This is a genomic window from Prevotella sp. khp7, from assembly GCF_900109055.1.
Lineage (GTDB): Bacteria > Bacteroidota > Bacteroidia > Bacteroidales > Bacteroidaceae > Prevotella.
Genome location: NZ_FOIV01000003.1, coordinates 498,835 through 516,009, shown reverse-complemented (window position 1 = coordinate 516,009; position 17,175 = coordinate 498,835). Strand labels below are relative to the sequence as shown.

Below are 17,175 nucleotides of genomic sequence, written 5' to 3'. Positions count from 1 at the left end.
AAGAGAGATAAGATATGAAGAGTTATTTCAGATTTCTATCGCGCAACAAGCTCTACACATTAATTAATGTGGCAGGGTTAGTAATATCGCTGATGTTCATCATTCTGATAGGCGATTACACTTGGCGCCAATACAGTATCGACAGTTGGCACAAACATGCCGACCAGATCAGCCTGATAGGCTATCAGGACATCTTCTACATGTGGCCGCAAGCAGCCGAAGAGATTAAAAGTATGTGTCCAGAAATAGAAAAGACCTGCTGTGTATTGAGTCAGAACGGACGCATCAAGCACGGACAGGCGGAAGTTAAGAATGCCGAGAACGAACATGGTATCATCATGCTGACCGACTCGACCTTCTTCAGCATGTTCGACTTCGAACTGACAGAAGGCGACAGACGGACAGCCCTTGACGCTCCAGACAAATGTGTGATTACCGAACGACTCGCCAAGAGTCTGTTTGGCGACAAGAACCCCATCGGTGAATCGCTACAGATCATTGGCGATCATAATTTGATGCTGGGTAGTGAGGATCCCTACGACAGCACATTGGTCTATACGGTAAGTGCTGTGGCTAAGAATCTGGATCACACCGTTCTGCCCAACGAGACACAACTCATAGCCAGCATGCAGCGCTATCCGCAAATCATGGGTTTTCAGTTACAAAATGAATACTTCGCCTACACTGGCAATGGAACTCCCAAGGCTTTCTTCCAACTGCATCCCGGCACATCGCTCGATAGTAAGATTAAGGTTATACAAGACCATCTTTCCAAGAATTACTCAAGTTTCGTGGATCATAGTAAGGTGAGTTTCACCCCCCTTACTGATATTATGTTCGCCCCACAGAACAAAGGCATGGGACTACTGAAAGGCGACAAAATGCGACTTCGCATTCTGTTGGCAGCCGTGCTTGCCATCCTCTTCTTTGCCATCACTAATTACATAAACCTGACGGTAGCCAATACAGGCTTCCGAGCCAAGGAGATGGCTACAAGGAAACTCTTCGGCAGCAACCAACACCAAATTTCGCTGAAACTCGTCGCAGAGTCTACTCTCTTGGTAGCCATTTCCTTTGCCATCGGTCTGGTTTTGGCAGTCTGCTTCCAGGACGATGTTGCCAATTTATTTAAAGGTAAGATTGATCTGATAAACGATATCAGTTGGGGCACTCTGAGTGTCTGCCTAGGCTTCATACTGCTGCTTGGCATCATCTCTGGCGTGTTACCCTCATGCCATATCTCACGCTTCCAGCCAATCGACATCGTGAAGGGCAGTTTCCGTTTTCATTCCAAGATGGTACTCGGTAAGATTTTTATTATCCTGCAGAACGTAGTGACTGTAACCATGCTCACAGCAGCCTTAGTCATCTGGCTTCAGCTCAACCACCTCATCCATGCCCCACTCGGCTTTAATACAGAGAACATATACAGCATATACCCTCCCTTCGATAAGAGTGGAGAGGTAAGAAACATGCTTGAGAAGATGCCTTTCGTCGAGGAAATCGGCGCCCTTAACGGCACATCACTCACTTTGTACAGTAACTCTATGTCAACGATTAAACGCGATGGGAAGGATATACATATACAAAGGAGCATGATGAACAAAAAAGCCTTCGACATCTTAGGACTGAAAATAAAGAAAGACTTTGGCGCAACTAATGGCGGTGTTTATCTGAATGAAGAAGCTATCAGACAACTGGGCTATACAGAGGATACTCGCGAGATTGACTGGGGAAGAGGAGAGAAAAGTCCCATATGCGGTATCCTTTACGACTTCCATTGTGTTAACGTGTTGAAAGAAGTAGAACCTTTCGCAATCATCTATTTAGAAGAATTCAAGGAACCCTCTTATTACTACCTCATCGCAAAAACCAATGGTGATAAGAAGGCCTTAGCAGCTTTCCAGGATATGTTCAGGAAAATGGATATACCCGAGGAACAGCTCAATGGATATGCTAACAGCTTTGATTATTTTATCGCCGAGACTTTCGCTGATCAGCAGAACACGCTGAGAATCATTACCCTCTTCACGTTCGTTGCCATCATCATCTCTATCATGGGCTTCATCGGTATGTCACTTTTCTTCATCCGTCAACGCCAGAAAGAGATAGGTATTCGCAAAATCATGGGCAGCACGTCGCACGAGGTTATGATGCTGATGCTACGCACATTCTGTGCCCCATTGCTGGTTTCTTTCATCATTGCCATCCCACTGTCATGGTACATCATGCATGATTGGCTCACCAATTTCAGCTATCGCATAGAACTAAAACCGTGGATATTTATCATCACCTGTATCTTTGCCCTGCTAGTAGCCGTGCTCTCCGTTGGTCTGCAGATCATCAAGGCTGCAAGAACCAATCCCGCAGAGAGTATTAAGACTGAGTAGGCGCCTGTTTTTCTACGCACTTGGTAACCACGTACGACAGAAGCATCGCCCCCACGAGTACGCCAAAGATGATAGACAGACTTGTAAGAATGGGTATCTCAATGTGAGGCATGTTCAGCTTTAGCCCAAACCAAACAGCCAGAGCATTGACATACTCATTCATAGCCAGCAGCATCTTCACACCCACGAAAATTAGGATAATGCCCAGTCCATACTTCAGGTACTTAAAGTACTGAGCTATAGCTGCCAACGCAAAATAAAGGGCACGCAGTCCCAAAATGGCAAAGACGTTCGAAGTTAGGACGATAAACGGGTCACGGCTCACGCTGAACACAGCTGGGATGCTGTCTACCGCAAATGCCACGTCGGTTGTCTCAATTACCAGCAACGCTATAAAAAGAGGGGTAGCCAACAGGACACCTGCTTCGTTCCTGACAAAGAACTTCTCATCGTGCATCTCACCCGACACAGGAAAAAAGCGCTTAAACACCTTTACGATAAAATTGTTGGCAGGATCTGTCTGCTGCTCATCGTCATGACCGAACATTTTAAAGCCCGTGTAGAGCAGGAAGAGGCCAAACAGTCCCAGTACCCACTCGAAACGTTCCACCATAGCAGCACCAGCGAAGATGAAGATACTGCGCAGCACCAGCGCCCCAAAGATACCCCAGAACAGTACCTCGTGCTGATATTTGCGCTCTATGCCGAAAAAAGAGAAAAGCATCAGGAACACGAAGAGGTTATCCATCGACAGCGACTTTTCTATCAGATAGCCCGCTAAAAACTCCATGGCCTTGTCGTGAGCATTAACAGGATAGAACAGATAAATACCCGCACAGAACACGAGCGACACGCCTATCCATACAGCGGTCATTCTCAATGCCTCTTTCACACTAACTGCATGCTGTCCTTTTTTGCCAAACATCTTCAGGTCGGCAATGAGCATCAACAGCACAAGCACATAAAATACTACCCATGTCCACAAGGGTATACCCATTAAATTCATATCGTCATAATTTTGGGTGCAAAGATACAATTAAGAAACCGAATGACCAAACCTTTCCCGAAAATTTGGCTGATTCAGAAACTATTCTTACCTTTGTAACTTCAAACAATCAATAACAAAACAATGATAATAGATGAAACAAGAAATCAACCCAAAAGAAACAAACAGGGCTCACGCCTTTGAAATGTGGATGAAGTCGCCCATGCCCATGGTGACACTTACCAAGACCTTCGACGTGACACACCTCTACAAGGCGAGCAAGCGCAGAAATGTGAAGTTCAACACCCTCCTGTGTTGGTGCATTGGCCATGCCGCCAGCAAGATGACCGAGTTTTATCTTCTGCCTGAACAAGATACACTCTTTCAGTACGACCGTCTGGCTATCAACGTCATCGTGAACAACAAAGAGGGTGACATCAACTCGTGCGACATCCCCTACTCCGACAATTTCGACAAATTCTGCACCGACTATACCAATCTCACGCTGACCACCAGCGCTTCCTGTCAGAGCATATTCGACGAAGAGGCCGCCATCATCGGCACGTCAACCGTCATGGCTACCGAACTCGACTGCATCGTCAACCAATACAGCGGCATCTTCAACAACCCCTTCCTGGCATGGGGGAAATACCGCAAAAGTTGGTTGAGAACTACTCTTCCAATCTCGTTTCAGTTCCACCATGTACAGATGGATGGTGGCCATGCCGCCCGCTTCCTTGAGGAGTTGCAACAAACCATCAACACCATTTAATTAGGGTTTTTCCACGCAAAAGTAGGGGAAATCCTTTGGCCGTTTTCAGCAGAAGGTCTATCTTTGCAGTGTGAAACTTTAAAACATTGACGTATATGAAAAGAATAATTATCGCCTTGATGAGCCTCGCGCTCACAGCACCTGCCTTTGCACAGCACGGCAGACCTCATTATTATAACCGTACAACAAACAACTCACGCCATTATGACCATCAGATGTATTATGGTCTGCGGCTTGGTGTAGCTTTTTCAACAGTCAATTCCGACGATCAGTACCTTAACGGCAGTTCTGCCAAGTCGGGTCTTGACATCGGCGCTGTTGTAGGGCTGCAACTGGGCTACCGCTCACCTATCTTCTTCGAGACGGGGCTCTCATACATCGAGAAGGGCGGCGACGGCCGCTATCAGGGCGACAAGTTCAGCTACAGTCTCAATTACCTTGAGGTACCTATGGTGTTGAAATACAAGTACGACGTCGATCGTTCGTTCAGCATTCAGCCCTTCCTCGGCGGCTTTATGTCTGTAGGTGTGGGCGGAAAAATCAAGGATTTCGGAATGCGTCAGGCCTTCAGTTCGTTCGACGACGACGCCTTCAAGCGTTTCGACGGCGGTATCCGTGTAGGCTGCGGCATCCAGTACGATTTTCTCTACGCCGAAATGGGCTACGATTTCGGACTGGCCAACATCTCTCACGATTACTTCGACACCTCCCACACTGGAACGCTCTTCACCACCATCGGTGTAAACTTCTGACAGACAATGTTTATTGGGAAAACTCAGGCTTTCATAAGGAAAGGCTCGGATTTTTCGACAACACACGATTGCTGAGTGCCGTGAATGTTGAAAGTGAGCACGGAGCCCTCGGGGGTTACATCGAGTGAACACGGAGCACCTTCTATCATCGGCAGACTTATGTCGCTGCCAGCGGGAAAACCGCAGCAAACGGGGATGTCATACCCTTGCAGATGGGCTACCAACATCTGTTCTACGCTACCAAAACTAAGGTCGTACCTGATAGAGTTGAACGAGCCGAAGATGATACCCTTCACATTCTTGAAGTTCAACTGCAGTTGCAACATGTAGAACAAGCGGTCGATGTCATGCAGAGACTCTTCGCATTCTTCGATGAAGAGGATGATGTCCTGATTGTGCGACAACTGGAACTTGGTGCCCGCAATGGCAGCATAGCTGGCAAGGTTGCCCCCGACAAGTATGCCCTCGGCGTGACCATATCGGTTATTAGCATTGGTAGGAATCTGATATTGCGGCAGTTTTCCAAACAACAGGTCACGGATAAGAGTTGTCGACAGGTCTTGATGACTGCCGATGTGAGAAGCCATAGGGCCGTGAATACACATCACGCCCGCACCAGTAAGCGCATAAAGCAATGTGGTGATGTCACCATGACCGATCAGCCACTTAGGGTGTTGCTGGTAGAACTCAGGAGGAATACGGTTCAACAGATGGATAGAACCGTAGCCGCCACGTGTACAGATAACCGCCTTGATGCGCTCGTTCTCGAATGCCCATCGCAGGTCGGCAGCTCGCTCGTCGGCAGTACCGGCATAGGCTTCAACATTCAGACAGGTGGTATTAGGTCCGATGACAGGGCGAAGGCCCCAATTCTCGATGACAGCCGCAGCATGCAGAATGGTTTCCTCTGCCATCCAATAGGCCGGGGAAATAAGCGCCACTTCATCGCCTTCCTTTAAAAATGGAGGTTGAACATACTCAACATCATGGTATAACACCTCTTTCAGAGATCTTTCAATTGTTTCAGTCATTTCGAATAATTTGTATTTGGCGCAAAGATAGCAATTTATTTCGAGATTTGCAATCGTTTTCTTTAAAAAACGAGTAGGTCGTTAACATTTTTTATGCGCCATATAGCAACATACCATATTTATGGTATATGAAATCCCATACTCGGGGGATTGTGGGAATGAAAAGAATGTCGTACCTTTGCACCATCGAATTAAAAGAAAAGTTTTTAGATTAATAATTAATAATAAATAATAAGGTAAGGATTATGAGTAAGATTGCAAAACAGCTGACCGAGCTCGTCGGCAACACCCCACTTTTGGAGCTCAACAAGTATTCACAGGCTAAGGGACTTGAGACACCCGTGATAGCCAAAGTAGAGTTTTTCAACCCCGGCGGTAGCGTAAAGGACCGTATAGCACTGGCCATGATTGAGGATGCAGAAGAGAGAGGGCTGCTGAAGCCTGGCGCCACCATCATCGAGCCAACAAGTGGAAATACGGGTGTAGGACTGGCACTGGTATCAGCCGTCAAGGGCTACCGACTAATCCTTACCATGCCTGAGACCATGAGTGTGGAGCGTCGTAATCTGGTAAAGGCTTACGGTGCTGAAGTACGCCTCACCTCTGGAAAAGACGGTATGCCAGGTGCCATCCGTGCCGCTGAGGAGCTGCGTGACTCTATCCCTGGAGCCGTGATTCTGCAGCAGTTTGAGAATGCCGCAAACCCCGCTAAGCACTATGCAACAACAGGGCCTGAGATTTGGCGCGACACCGACGGACAGGTAGATATCTTCATCGGCGGAGTAGGTACTGGTGGCACAATCAGCGGTAGTGGTAAGTACCTGAAGGAACAGAACCCCAACGTAAAAGTGATAGCCGTAGAGCCAAAGGCCTCACCCGTACTGAACGGCGGTCAGAGCGGTCCTCACAAGATTCAGGGTATCGGTGCAGGCTTCGTGCCCAAGACTTACGATGCCGAGGTAATCGATGAGGTGTTTGACGTAGAGAACGATGACGCCATCCGTACCGGTCGTGAGATAGCTCAGCAGGAGGGTCTGCTGGTAGGTATCAGCGCTGGTGCTGCTCTCTATGCAGCCACAGAGATTGCCAAGCGTCCGGAGAACAAGGGTAAGAAAATTGTGGTGTTGCTGCCCGATACCGGCGAGCGCTACCTGTCGACGGTGCTCTACGCCTTTGAGGACTATCCCTTGTAAATATCCTCTATCACAAGGGCGCTCAGCGTAAAGCCGAAGACGGCGGTGATGTGAACCACAGAGCCGTTCACTTGAGCCTTCGTAGGACATTGTTCTGTGGTATGGCCCAGATTGGTCAGGAGCTCATCACTGTATACGCACTGGAACTTGCGCTTGGGAAACTGCTGTTTCGACTTGAACTTCTTTCTCAGCGCACGTGCCAGTGGATCGCCCTGAACTTTCCAGAATTCAGTCACTTTGATGCGGGTAGGATCCATCTTCAGCGCCGCCCCCATCGATGAGTATAGCTTTGCTTTTGTCTGACAAGCCGTCAGAATGAGCAAAGCTTTATCTTTCAATGAGTCGATGGCATCGATAATATAGTCATAGTCATCAAGGCTGAACTCTTCAACCGTCTCTTGCGTGAAGAACTTCTGCAGCGCCGTAATCTCTGCCTCGGGGTTGATGGTGAGTAGACGCTCCTTCAACACCTCAACCTTCGGCAGTCCGACAGTCTGGGTGGTAGCCATCAGCTGGCGGTTGATATTAGTGGAACACACACAGTCGCTATCTACGATGGTCAGCTGGTGGATACCGCTGCGCACAAGTCCCTCTGCACACCACGAACCGACGCCACCGACACCGAAGACAATTACGCGTTTCCGCGCAATACGCTCCATTGCGTCAGGGCCCAGAAGCAGTTCCGAGCGGCTGAAATTATCATGGTAAAGCCCCATCATTCAGTTACATTTATTAATGACAATACTAAATTACGGGTGCAAATTTAGTTAAAATCCACCGGTATTCATTCTTTTATCCGAAGGATTTAATAAGTTTTAATTAAGCCTTGTGGTTATAGTATCTGATAAGGAGAGCTACACCAAGGAAACTCAATAGGAACTCAAGGGCCACAATACCAATGTACGTCATAACAATAAAGTTTAAAGCAACACGACATCTGCCGTGCTTTGACGACAAACCGAGCGTGTTGTGGTTATCCACTAAAAGTTACTTGCGCGTCACACCCTTACATCGAGAGCATTCAGCATATAACCGAAAAAGGCTGGTCTTCAGACTTTCCTCCACTCTCAAGCGCCTTCTCACCCAAGTGGGCAATGGCACATATTGCTTAAGAGCCATAATGGAGTTCACTGCTGCGGGACAGTCGGAGATTCACACTCACATTCCCAATTAATCGCGGCTAAGCGAACCTTTACGGGCAACGCATCTCTGTATTGCGCTACAAAGATACGACTATTTTCTGAAACCCGATGTTTTTTCTGAAAAAATCACACGCGGATAACGTTTTTTATACGTCGACGGTACCCGAATACCTAGAAATGATTAATCTGTTTTTGAGCATATTAGGCGGGCGAAGTGCTTAAAACACCGCGTTTTAGGTATTGTGGAATCCAAGGATTCGCCGTACCTTTGCAGCCGGATAATTGATATAGAAAATGACAAGAGCAACAAAGACTATTCCTACAGAGATGAAGGTGCTGATGAACCACATCTACGAACTCAATAAAGGCGTGCGCCAGATGGTGCTGTTCACATGCAACAAGCGCTACGGCGAGCAAGCCGTTTCGCGACTGGAGAGCCAAGGCATTCCTTATGTGCTTCAGCCTGCCGGACAGAAGAACCTGAACGTCTATTTCGGGCGCCGCGAGTGTCTTGACGCCATCCGTCTCATCGTCACTCGTCCGCTCAACCAGCTCACGCCCGAGGAAGACTTCATTCTCGGCGCCATGCTGGGCTATGACATCTGCGCCCAGTGTGAGCGATACTGCAAGCGTAAGGGCGAATGCAAGTGTGAGGGCGACTGCATAAATAAGAATTAAGTTACACATATATATAGTATAATAGTAGAATGAATACAACAATTGTTATCTTTGGTTCCTCAACAGGAACATGTGAGGCTATCGCAGAAAAGATTGCCTCGAAACTGGGCTGCGAGGCCGTAAACGTACAGGACCTTACAGCCGACATCGTCAACAACAACCAGAACCTGATTCTCGGTACATCCACATGGGGCGCCGGAGAGTTGCAGGACGACTGGTACGACGGTCTGAAGACCCTTCAGAATGCCGACCTTAGCGGTAAGACTATCGCTTTCTTCGGCTGTGGCGACTGCTCTTCCTACAGCGACACTTTCGTAGGCGGCATGGGAGAGCTTTACAATGGCATTAAATCGAGCGGTGCCCACTTCATCGGCAGTGTCGACACCGACGGATATACCTTTGATGACTCCGAAGCCGTAATCGACGGTAAGTTCATCGGCCTGCCCCTCGACGACATCAACGAGGACGACAAGACCGACAACCGCATCGACGCCTGGCTTGCCGCCATCTCTCCCGCACTTTAGTTTAAAATGAGTTCATAAAGTATTTGTTTAGTTTGATTAGAGGGCTTGCCGTGAGGTAAGCCCTTTATGCAGGACATTTTATTTTTCTAAATTATCATAGATATGAAAACAACCAACTATCGTGGCATCATAGGATTCACCGTCCTGTATGCCGTAACATCATTCGCGTGTGCATTCACAGGTTTCATTCACCCCTGGTGCTGGATCGTGGCTTTCCCGGCCCTCGCCGCTCTGCTTGGCGCCTACTCTTACTGCGAGGTGGCCGTCAGATGGCGTAAGTTCGGCGTAGGCACGCTGCTGTCTGTCGTGCTTGGAGGCTTTCTGCTGGCTATGGGCGAGTGCGACCTTACTCAGTCAGGACTGATGGTCGTGGCGGGTATCGTTTCCGACGGCGTACGTCTGTCGCTCGGCAACGATGACATCCAGTCTCTCCGTTTCTCCTACCCCATTCTCTCTGTCGGACTTATCGCATGGATCATGAAGTTGTGGACCGATACGGAGTGGTATATCCAAGGTGCAACCGAAGAGCTCAATGCGGCCTATGCTCAGGGGCTTGAGCAGCTTTCAGGCGTATGGGGCCTGGCTCTCGCAATAGCCGCTACCGCCGTTGCAGCCTATTTAGGCGTCAGAATCCGCCTGCGCCTGGTATAGCTTTGCCACAAGGGCACCACTGATATTGTGCCACACGCTGAACACTGCGCCTGGTATCGTGGCAAGCGGATAGGCTGCGAAATGAAGCACCGCCAGCGACGATGCCAGGCCGCTGTTCTGCATACCCACCTCGACACTCAGTGCCACGCATTTGGGCCTTTGCAGATGCAATAGCCGTCCCACGAGGTAGCCGATGGAGAGCCCCAGCAGATTATGAGCCACGACGACCAGCACCACCAGCAGCCCGCCGACGAGAAGGCGCTCGGCATTGTGCGACACGATGACACCAACCACCAGTGCAATCACCACCGACGAGAAGGCAGGCAGATAGGGCGTCACGGCCTTGGTGAGCTGAGGCAGATAGCGCTGGCACAACAGACCCACGACGATAGGAGCAATCACCACATAGACAATGCTCAGAAGCATGCCCATGGTGTCAACCCCGACCATCGTTCCAGCCATCAGCCACACCAACAGAGGCGTCATGACGGGTGCCAGCAGTGTTGATACGGCCGTCATACCAACCGAGAGCGCCAAGTCGCCCTTGGCCAGATAGGTGATGACGTTCGAAGCCGTGCCACCAGGACAGCAGCCCACAAGTATCACGCCCAGTGCCAGCTCTTCCGGCAGCGAGAACAGCCATGTCAGCGCAAAGGCAAGCAGAGGCATCACCGTGAACTGCGCCAGGCATCCCGTCAGTATATCCTTCGGTCGGCTCAGCACAATCCTGAAATCGTGGGGCGAAAGCGTCAGACCCATGCCGAACATGATGACCCCCAACATGGGATTGATGGCCCACGTACTAATCCACGCAAACGACGACGGCACCAGCAACGACCAAGCAGCAACCGCCAGCACCATCAAGCCCATCCAGCGGGCTATGAAATCACACACCTTCTTCATCATAACGGCGGCAAAGATAGTCATTTTCCTGCCCATTCCCGCTATTTCTGCGAGAAAAATCCCGATTCTGCAGAAAAAAATACGGAGAGTCCCAAAGCTGAGACTCCCCGCAGGTCCTCCGAGAGAGAGAGGCATATATAAATAGCAAACAAAACCGTTCACTTATCTGTGCGGACCGTGATGGCGCGGCTCATGACGGTGGTGAGGTGCATGGCGCGGCTCATGACGGTGGTGAGGCTTCGGATGGTGGTTGTAGAAGTGGCCCCTCTTGTAGTGAGCGTAAACCGCAAACGCCCATCTGCCCGACTTCCACATTACGGGACGATAGAAGTGGTTCAGCCCCCTATACCTGTCGTACTGCCATGGTGTGAGCACACAGCGCAGTTTAGCGTCTCGGCGGTCCCACCAGCTGCCATACACGTCGCCACGGCTGTTGAGACTCATCATATAGTCGAGGTTTATATCATACACGTCGTCGTACTGTGCAGGCGTGAGGTTCAGCTCATAAGCCATCTTGTCGCTCAGAAACAGAGCCTCTTTCTTGGCAGTCTTGTAGCTCATCGCATTGGCCGTGACGGTCATCGCCATCATCATCGCCATCAACATCATTTTCTTCATAACCTTTATCTCCTATACTTTAAAAGTTCAACATTTGTTTCTTGTTTACATCGGCAAAGGTCGCAACTTTCGGTTTAGAAAACAAAGGAATATTCCTAATTCAGACGGGTGATTTCCCTATTTCGCGGTAGGGAAATCAGAATTTCGAGGTGACAGACCATGAAAAAACAGGTGTCGAAAGGCGTTTTCTGACACATTTTTCGTATATTTGCACCCAGCTTTACGATACATATAAAAAGAAACAGACAGGAATATGAAAGAAAAGATTCAAACCGGTGCCGGCAAGGCACCAGCGGCCATCGGCCCATACAGCCAGGCAATCCGAGTGGGCAGCCTCATCTACACCTCTGGTCAGATACCCATCAACCCCGCCACCGGCGCACTTGTAGAGGGCGGCATCAAGGAGCAGACCCGCCAGTCGCTGCTCAATATCAAGGCCATCCTTGAAGAGGCAGGCGTGACGCTGGACAACGTTGTGAAGACAACGGTATTCATGGCCGACATGAACGACTTTGCCGAGATGAACGCCGTCTACGCAGAATTCTTCTCAGAGCCCTACCCCGCACGCTCTGCCGTTGCCGTGAAGTCGCTGCCCAAGGGCTCGCTGGTAGAAATCGAGGTTGTATGCTCGGCTATGTGATTTCAGGAAATGGAGTACTTACCGAAAGACCCTGCCATACTGGTGTCGAGCGTCAACATGCTGCTTCGCGACGAGGAGTTCGACACGCTTGAGGCACTGTGCTATAACTTCGGCACCGAGCCCGACGATGTCAAGCGCTATCTTTTCAGCCACGGCTTCGTTTACAGCGCCGAGCAGCGCCAGTTCCGCCCGATAGGTTACGATGAATAGAATGCCCCTGTGACATTTCAGAAAGAATAGAAAAAGAGCATCCATCTCTGTGGGTGCTCTTTTGCAGTTTCAAGAATCATTCCTGTTCAGCGCTCGTCTGTCATGCAGGCGTATTCCCCATACACGATACCGTTCCGAGGGCGGTCAGAGCCGCCGTGAGGATTGATATGACGACCTGAATGACGGTCTTCCAAGTTTCTTTCTTCATGGTGTCTTAAGATTTTGTTTTTCACTTTTTCCTTCGTTTTTGCCATTCATGCAAGCATGACGGCACTCGCTTCATCGAGATGTTCATGGTGTTAGTTGCCGCCGTTCTGCGAACCGCCGCCGTTGCTCTCGGGCTCATCGGTATAGTCGGTGAAGTTCTTGGGCAGCTCGGTCACGTTGCCGGCCTTGGTCAGTTCGCTGCGGGTGAACTCCCCAGTGGCACGGGCGCGCATATAGACGCTGTCAATGTGCTTCGTGGTGGAGAAGTCGGCCGACGTGGGCGCACCGTTCTTCTTGGTCCTGATGCCTACGCTGAAGATGGCCAGCCCCTCCAGCTTCACGGCCTTGCCCTCCAGCATCAGCTCGCGGATGCAGCCGATCATGTCCGTCAGCACGCCCTTGATGGCCCCCTTCGAGTACGGCGTGTTGTGCTCCGACATGTGCTTTGCCAGCTCGTCGACGTTGATGGTCTTGCCGATGGTGACGGCACGAGCAAACCACTTGCCATAGGCCAAGCTGTTGAGATTCTTGTTTTGATACTTACGATAAAATACGCTCATAATAAATGTGTTATTTTCATAGTATTAGACTACCTGTGCAACCAGCTACATCGGGTGGCCGCCTCCCGCCTTTTTTTGTCTCCATTTGCGACGCGCGCTTCTCGCTCCTTTTGACGATGCATTTCCCTAATGCTCTGCAAAGATACAACATTTTTCGCCAGATTCCAATTTTCAGGCATCCGTAACCCGTAAAAATCTGTTAATGAAACACCACTAATCTCTTAAAATATGTAAACGTTTCGATTAACCGAGAGCAGAGCAACAACGTTTGTTTCTCTCTGCCGAGCGTGAGAAAGGTCGAGCAAAGCTCAACGATACATTTACGCCGTTCAAACGTACTATTTAGCCACTTCAAATGCACTATTTGCGATTTACAAGTGACGGCACCCGGAATTCGGTTTGTCCCTTTGCCACATTAAGGGCATTCGCCCTTGAACTTACAACAATTATGGAATTAGTATTAACACGCATAGCAAAACGCAAGACCTACACGATAGGCAAACTCTACATCGTAGAGAAAGTAGATGATGAGTATCTGGCAGGAGAAAAGCAAACCTACTTCTGCGACACACTCGAGCCCACCTGGCGCGACTACGCCCACGGAGGCCGCAAAATAAAAGGCTGTTCGGCCATCCCCGAAGGACGCTACGCCGTAGTCATCTCATGGAGCCCGAAAATGAAGGCCTGGCTTCCCATCCTCCTCGGTGTCCCAATGTTCAGCGGCATCCGCATCCATGCCGGCAACACCGCTGCCGATACCGAAGGCTGTATCCTCGTAGGCCAGAACCTGAAGAAGGGCATGGTGCTCAACTCAAACATCTGGCTCAAGCGCCTGAAAGACAGAATCGTCGAGGCCAAAGCCAAAGGCGAAGCTGTTTGGATAACCGTCAGGTAAAACCTATTCTCTCTCATTCAAGGTTCCCGATTAATTTCGGGGGCCTTTTTTTCACAACAGACATAATGCCATGGTGCGGTAATCGTCTGCTTCTTGAACAACTGGAAATCGTAGCACCTGACATCTGTCACAACAGTATCTTTGATGCAGATGCTCTGAAGTACCAGCATGAGCGAGTCGTTGCGATAGGTAAGCAACTGCTCTGGATGATGCAGGAGCATGGTGTCTTGCCTCATGATGGTACAAATCGGGTATTCGAGAACAACGGCATCGCCACACATTACGGTGACTCTGCTATTGCCAAAGCTGCAACTATACTGATCTTCGGGAAGCATGATACTGTAATCGCCCAAGTCAACGGCCTTCTTCCTTTCGTAGCAGTTACCGTTATCATACGGATTCTTGGAGTTGCTGTAATAGAAACTGTACTCTGAGTGCGACCATTCACCATATTGCTTCTCGAACTCGTCGGTTCCGATTTCGTGGCGGACATAGTCAATCACACTGGTGACATCTTGGTATTGCTCACACAACAGACTGTCCTGCTTGATGCGTCTCATGTTGACTTCATCATTCAACTTGCCCGTCTTGGCATCTGTCAGTTTCAACTCACTGATGAGTCGGGTGAGTCGCTGCTTCTGACAACTCAGTCCGATGCTCTTGGCGGAAATGCCAGGAATGTAGGTGAAGAGGATGATGGCTGCGCCGAAGATAAGTGCCATGAGCTGGTACTTACGTGTACGCTTCTTCCATAGCATCAGCACGAAGAGCGTCATCAGCCCACCTGCCACCATCAGATAGAAACGGCTCTCAGTAAAGCTATAGAGACGGATGCGGTAGATGGAGCCTATCCAGTACATGATGAGCGGTGGAATGGCTATCAGCGTGAAGCGGCTGTAGAACCAGTCGTAGTATCGTTTGCTGAGTATCGACTGAGCCGTGCGACCTACGAGTGCCACGGTAATGAATCCCATCACCATCCAAGCCACGCCTCCCTTGGGCAAGTTCCATTCGAACACAATCTTAATGAAATAGGTATAGAGGATGACCGTGCAAATGATGACGGCTGGCGAGAGGATGAAGTTGACGATAAGCCGGAGCACCTTGAAGGGTTCGCTCACCTCGTCCTCGTTCTGCCTAATCAACGTACAACATACCTGCGGAGCCAGAACGAACAAGATGAACTGAGTGATATGCTCGTAGAAATGTTGGGGCTCTTCGATACCGAAGATATAGAAGAACGAGGCCACGATGGCCATCACCGCCATATCGAGGATGCCCGTAATGAGCAGACCGAAGAACATCTGAGTGACCACATGCAGGGCATGAGCTGCAAAGGAACGGTTATCCAGCTTCCTGTTGCCCACAACCAGCAGAATGCCTGCCAGGACGTAGGTGAACGCAAAGCCGTATGTCCAAAGGAACGGCTTCAGGTCAAGCGCCATCAGAGGCAGGAAGAGGAAGAACGAGGCGAAATAGGCCCAGCGATTAACTCGTCGGAGCCAGAAGGACAGAGCCACCAGTGGCACGAAGAACCAGAGTATGTCGCTCTTGACCGCACCCTCCATCCGTGCTGCCGCCTCATTCCAGGCTGATGTTTCCGAGTCCCAAACGGCTATGATAAAGAATACTACTCCCAAGGCAAACTCAACAGGAAAGCGCCGTGGGCTTTGCAGTAGCTGCTGCAGCAATGATTTCAGTTTCGTATTCATCTTAAATCTTCAGTTGTTACTTGTCGGATTTCAGATACTCATCATCCCTTACCAGCACCTTCTCGATCTTGCCGACGTACATGGTGTGGTAGTCGCCCTGCGGATAGCTCTGGTCGATGGTTTCCTGATAGATGATGCCATCCTGCTGGATTTCGGCAGCGTAAACCTTCTTGCAGATGAACACCAGCTTGGCCTCCTCGAAATAGACGGTGTTATCGGCATAGACGGGCGTGAGTCCGGCCTTGGCTATCTTATCCTCGTCACGTCCTGACGTGCTGCCCAGATAGGCCATCTGCTTCTTGAACGACTTGTCCATGACACAGAGCGTGAAATACGGCTCTTCGTCCACAAACTCCTTAGTGTAACGCGACTTGCGGATGTAAACAACAGCCGAAGGATCGTTGTTTCCCCAGAGGCATCCCAGATGCCCCCAAGAGGCTGTCATCGTGTTACAACTGTGCTCGTCGCCAGCAGTTATCAGCATCCATTCACCACCAATGAGGTTGAACGGATTAAACTTCAAATCCTTACAATTAATCTCTTGCATAGTCAATTCTCCTATAATAATATTCTATAAATATGCTCGATGGAATTCTGTTGCTTATTAGTATATCATGCAAATTTCATTGGCAAAGGTACGTGTTATTTGGGAAATTTCGCTATCTTTGCATCCGTATTTAACAAATGTTGGTTTTATAGTATGGGACTTGTTTTTGAAATCCGTGATAAAAATGATAATGAAATTGCCAAAAGCCTGATTCGAGAGTACTCGACGATTAAAGGTGCAGAGCAATGCTTTGTATCCCTCGACAAAGAATTGGCAGATTTGGATACCTATTATTATGGTGGCGCTTTTATGATAGGTTATGAGGATGATTTTCCTGTTGCTACACTTGCTATCAGAAAGATAGATGACAATACCTGTGAGTTAAAGAGACTATACGTAAAGCCCGATTATCGTGGAAGAGGCTATTCACGACTTCTTGTAGATGCCGCCCTGGATCGGGCAAGAAACCTTGGCTTTCAGGAAGTAAGGCTCACGACCAAGCCTGCTGTGATGCCAGTAGCGTACGGGTATTATAAACGTATTGGATTTGAGGAACTAGGGAACGAGAATGGAACAGTTTCCATGAGTTTCTCATTAACAGACAGGCCCGGGATTCTGGAATTTTAACACAGAAAGATGAAACAAAAAAGACATTGCCTTTCGACGATGTCTTCTTTTATTTCTGATTGGCACTGCTCACAAAAAAAAGACATTGCCTTTCGGCGATGTCTCTTTTATTTCTGATTGGCACTGCTCACAAAAAAA

At 49.2% G+C, this 17,175-nt stretch carries 20 protein-coding genes and 1 riboswitch; of the genes, 11 read left to right on the top strand and 9 right to left on the bottom strand.

Features of this window, described 5'->3' with window-relative positions:
- Nucleotides 1–14: 14 nt before the first annotated feature.
- Nucleotides 15–2,390 (top strand): ABC transporter permease, encoded by a 2,376-nt coding sequence (locus BMX82_RS09120; RefSeq protein WP_091768135.1) that lies wholly within the window; start codon nucleotides 15–17, stop codon nucleotides 2,388–2,390.
- On the opposite strand, the gene BMX82_RS09115 is transcribed toward BMX82_RS09120, so the two are convergent.
- The gene (locus tag BMX82_RS09115; RefSeq protein ID WP_091768130.1) at nucleotides 2,377–3,396 is read right to left on the bottom strand and encodes a TerC family protein; all 1,020 of its coding nucleotides are present in this window, start codon (nucleotides 3,394–3,396) and stop codon (nucleotides 2,377–2,379) included. The genes BMX82_RS09120 and BMX82_RS09115 overlap by 14 nt on opposite strands.
- A gap of 133 nt (nucleotides 3,397–3,529) precedes the next feature.
- On the opposite strand from BMX82_RS09115, the gene BMX82_RS09110 reads away from it, so the two are divergent.
- Nucleotides 3,530–4,147 carry a CatA-like O-acetyltransferase, family 2 gene (locus BMX82_RS09110; protein ID WP_091768127.1) on the top strand — a complete coding sequence of 206 codons (618 nt, stop codon included), beginning with the start codon at nucleotides 3,530–3,532 and terminating at the stop codon, nucleotides 4,145–4,147.
- Nucleotides 4,148–4,242: 95 nt separating this feature from the next.
- Nucleotides 4,243–4,899, top strand: a complete 657-nt coding sequence (locus BMX82_RS09105) for a porin family protein (RefSeq protein ID WP_091768124.1) — start codon at nucleotides 4,243–4,245, stop codon at nucleotides 4,897–4,899.
- A gap of 23 nt (nucleotides 4,900–4,922) precedes the next feature.
- Here BMX82_RS09105 and BMX82_RS09100 read toward each other — a convergent pair whose 3' ends face one another.
- Complete coding sequence (locus tag BMX82_RS09100; protein ID WP_091768121.1) at nucleotides 4,923–5,930, bottom strand: S66 peptidase family protein; 1,008 nt, start codon at nucleotides 5,928–5,930, stop codon at nucleotides 4,923–4,925.
- A 245-nt stretch (nucleotides 5,931–6,175) separates the two neighbouring features.
- Between BMX82_RS09100 and cysK the strand changes: the two genes are divergently transcribed.
- Nucleotides 6,176–7,123, top strand: a complete 948-nt coding sequence (gene cysK, locus BMX82_RS09095; protein ID WP_091768117.1) for a cysteine synthase A — start codon at nucleotides 6,176–6,178, stop codon at nucleotides 7,121–7,123.
- Here cysK and BMX82_RS09090 read toward each other — a convergent pair.
- The gene (locus tag BMX82_RS09090) at nucleotides 7,111–7,839 is read right to left on the bottom strand and encodes a tRNA threonylcarbamoyladenosine dehydratase (protein WP_036911525.1); all 729 of its coding nucleotides are present in this window, start codon (nucleotides 7,837–7,839) and stop codon (nucleotides 7,111–7,113) included. The genes cysK and BMX82_RS09090 overlap by 13 nt on opposite strands.
- Nucleotides 7,840–8,145: 306 nt before the next feature.
- Nucleotides 8,146–8,332, bottom strand: a riboswitch (cobalamin riboswitch).
- Between the two features lie 227 nt (nucleotides 8,333–8,559).
- Between BMX82_RS09090 and BMX82_RS09085 the strand changes: the two genes are divergently transcribed.
- The 3 genes from BMX82_RS09085 to BMX82_RS09075 all read left to right on the top strand — a co-directional run bounded on the left by BMX82_RS09085 (nucleotide 8,560) and on the right by BMX82_RS09075 (nucleotide 10,118).
- Nucleotides 8,560–8,943, top strand: a complete 384-nt coding sequence (locus tag BMX82_RS09085; RefSeq protein WP_091768114.1) for a DUF2023 family protein — start codon at nucleotides 8,560–8,562, stop codon at nucleotides 8,941–8,943.
- A 29-nt stretch (nucleotides 8,944–8,972) separates the two neighbouring features.
- Nucleotides 8,973–9,467: a flavodoxin FldA gene (gene fldA / locus BMX82_RS09080; protein ID WP_036911313.1), complete on the top strand. Its 495-nt coding sequence runs from the start codon at nucleotides 8,973–8,975 to the stop codon at nucleotides 9,465–9,467.
- A 102-nt stretch (nucleotides 9,468–9,569) separates the two neighbouring features.
- Nucleotides 9,570–10,118 (top strand): MptD family putative ECF transporter S component, encoded by a 549-nt coding sequence (locus tag BMX82_RS09075; protein ID WP_091768111.1) that lies wholly within the window; start codon nucleotides 9,570–9,572, stop codon nucleotides 10,116–10,118.
- Here the strand turns inward: BMX82_RS09075 and BMX82_RS09070 are convergent.
- Together BMX82_RS09070 and BMX82_RS09065 are read right to left on the bottom strand one after the other, a co-directional pair.
- Nucleotides 10,086–11,021 (bottom strand): bile acid:sodium symporter family protein, encoded by a 936-nt coding sequence (locus BMX82_RS09070; protein ID WP_091768599.1) that lies wholly within the window; start codon nucleotides 11,019–11,021, stop codon nucleotides 10,086–10,088. The two genes, BMX82_RS09075 and BMX82_RS09070, sit on opposite strands and share 33 nt — an antisense overlap.
- Before the next feature lie 162 nt (nucleotides 11,022–11,183).
- A complete protein-coding gene (locus BMX82_RS09065; RefSeq protein ID WP_091768108.1) occupies nucleotides 11,184–11,639 on the bottom strand; it encodes a hypothetical protein in 456 nt (151 codons plus the stop codon).
- Nucleotides 11,640–11,892: 253 nt separating this feature from the next.
- Here BMX82_RS09065 and BMX82_RS09060 point away from each other — a divergent pair, with 253 nt between their 5' ends.
- Both BMX82_RS09060 and BMX82_RS09055 read left to right on the top strand, forming a co-directional pair.
- Entirely contained in the window at nucleotides 11,893–12,279 is a 387-nt protein-coding gene (locus tag BMX82_RS09060; protein WP_036911531.1) for a RidA family protein, read from the top strand.
- Between the two features lie 9 nt (nucleotides 12,280–12,288).
- Nucleotides 12,289–12,489, top strand: coding sequence for a DUF4250 domain-containing protein (locus tag BMX82_RS09055; protein ID WP_091768105.1), 201 nt, complete (start codon nucleotides 12,289–12,291; stop codon nucleotides 12,487–12,489).
- Between the two features lie 100 nt (nucleotides 12,490–12,589).
- Here BMX82_RS09055 and BMX82_RS13030 read toward each other — a convergent pair whose 3' ends face one another.
- Together BMX82_RS13030 and BMX82_RS09050 are read right to left on the bottom strand one after the other, a co-directional pair.
- Nucleotides 12,590–12,697, bottom strand: coding sequence for a smalltalk protein (locus tag BMX82_RS13030; RefSeq protein WP_156097647.1), 108 nt, complete (start codon nucleotides 12,695–12,697; stop codon nucleotides 12,590–12,592).
- A gap of 91 nt (nucleotides 12,698–12,788) precedes the next feature.
- Nucleotides 12,789–13,256, bottom strand: coding sequence for an HU family DNA-binding protein (locus BMX82_RS09050; protein ID WP_091768102.1), 468 nt, complete (start codon nucleotides 13,254–13,256; stop codon nucleotides 12,789–12,791).
- Nucleotides 13,257–13,704: 448 nt separating this feature from the next.
- Here BMX82_RS09050 and BMX82_RS09045 point away from each other — a divergent pair, with 448 nt between their 5' ends.
- A complete protein-coding gene (locus BMX82_RS09045) occupies nucleotides 13,705–14,151 on the top strand; it encodes a DUF5675 family protein (protein ID WP_091768099.1) in 447 nt (148 codons plus the stop codon).
- A 17-nt stretch (nucleotides 14,152–14,168) separates the two neighbouring features.
- Here BMX82_RS09045 and BMX82_RS09040 read toward each other — a convergent pair whose 3' ends face one another.
- Together BMX82_RS09040 and BMX82_RS09035 are read right to left on the bottom strand one after the other, a co-directional pair.
- On the bottom strand, nucleotides 14,169–15,863 hold the full coding sequence (locus BMX82_RS09040; RefSeq protein ID WP_091768095.1) for a DUF4153 domain-containing protein: 1,695 nt from the start codon (nucleotides 15,861–15,863) through the stop codon (nucleotides 14,169–14,171).
- 16 nt (nucleotides 15,864–15,879) lie between these two features.
- Complete coding sequence (locus BMX82_RS09035) at nucleotides 15,880–16,410, bottom strand: flavin reductase family protein (protein ID WP_091768092.1); 531 nt, start codon at nucleotides 16,408–16,410, stop codon at nucleotides 15,880–15,882.
- A gap of 153 nt (nucleotides 16,411–16,563) precedes the next feature.
- On the opposite strand from BMX82_RS09035, the gene BMX82_RS09030 reads away from it, so the two are divergent.
- Nucleotides 16,564–17,037 carry a GNAT family N-acetyltransferase gene (locus tag BMX82_RS09030; protein WP_177172064.1) on the top strand — a complete coding sequence of 158 codons (474 nt, stop codon included), beginning with the start codon at nucleotides 16,564–16,566 and terminating at the stop codon, nucleotides 17,035–17,037.
- The last annotated feature ends 138 nt before the right edge of the window (nucleotides 17,038–17,175 follow it).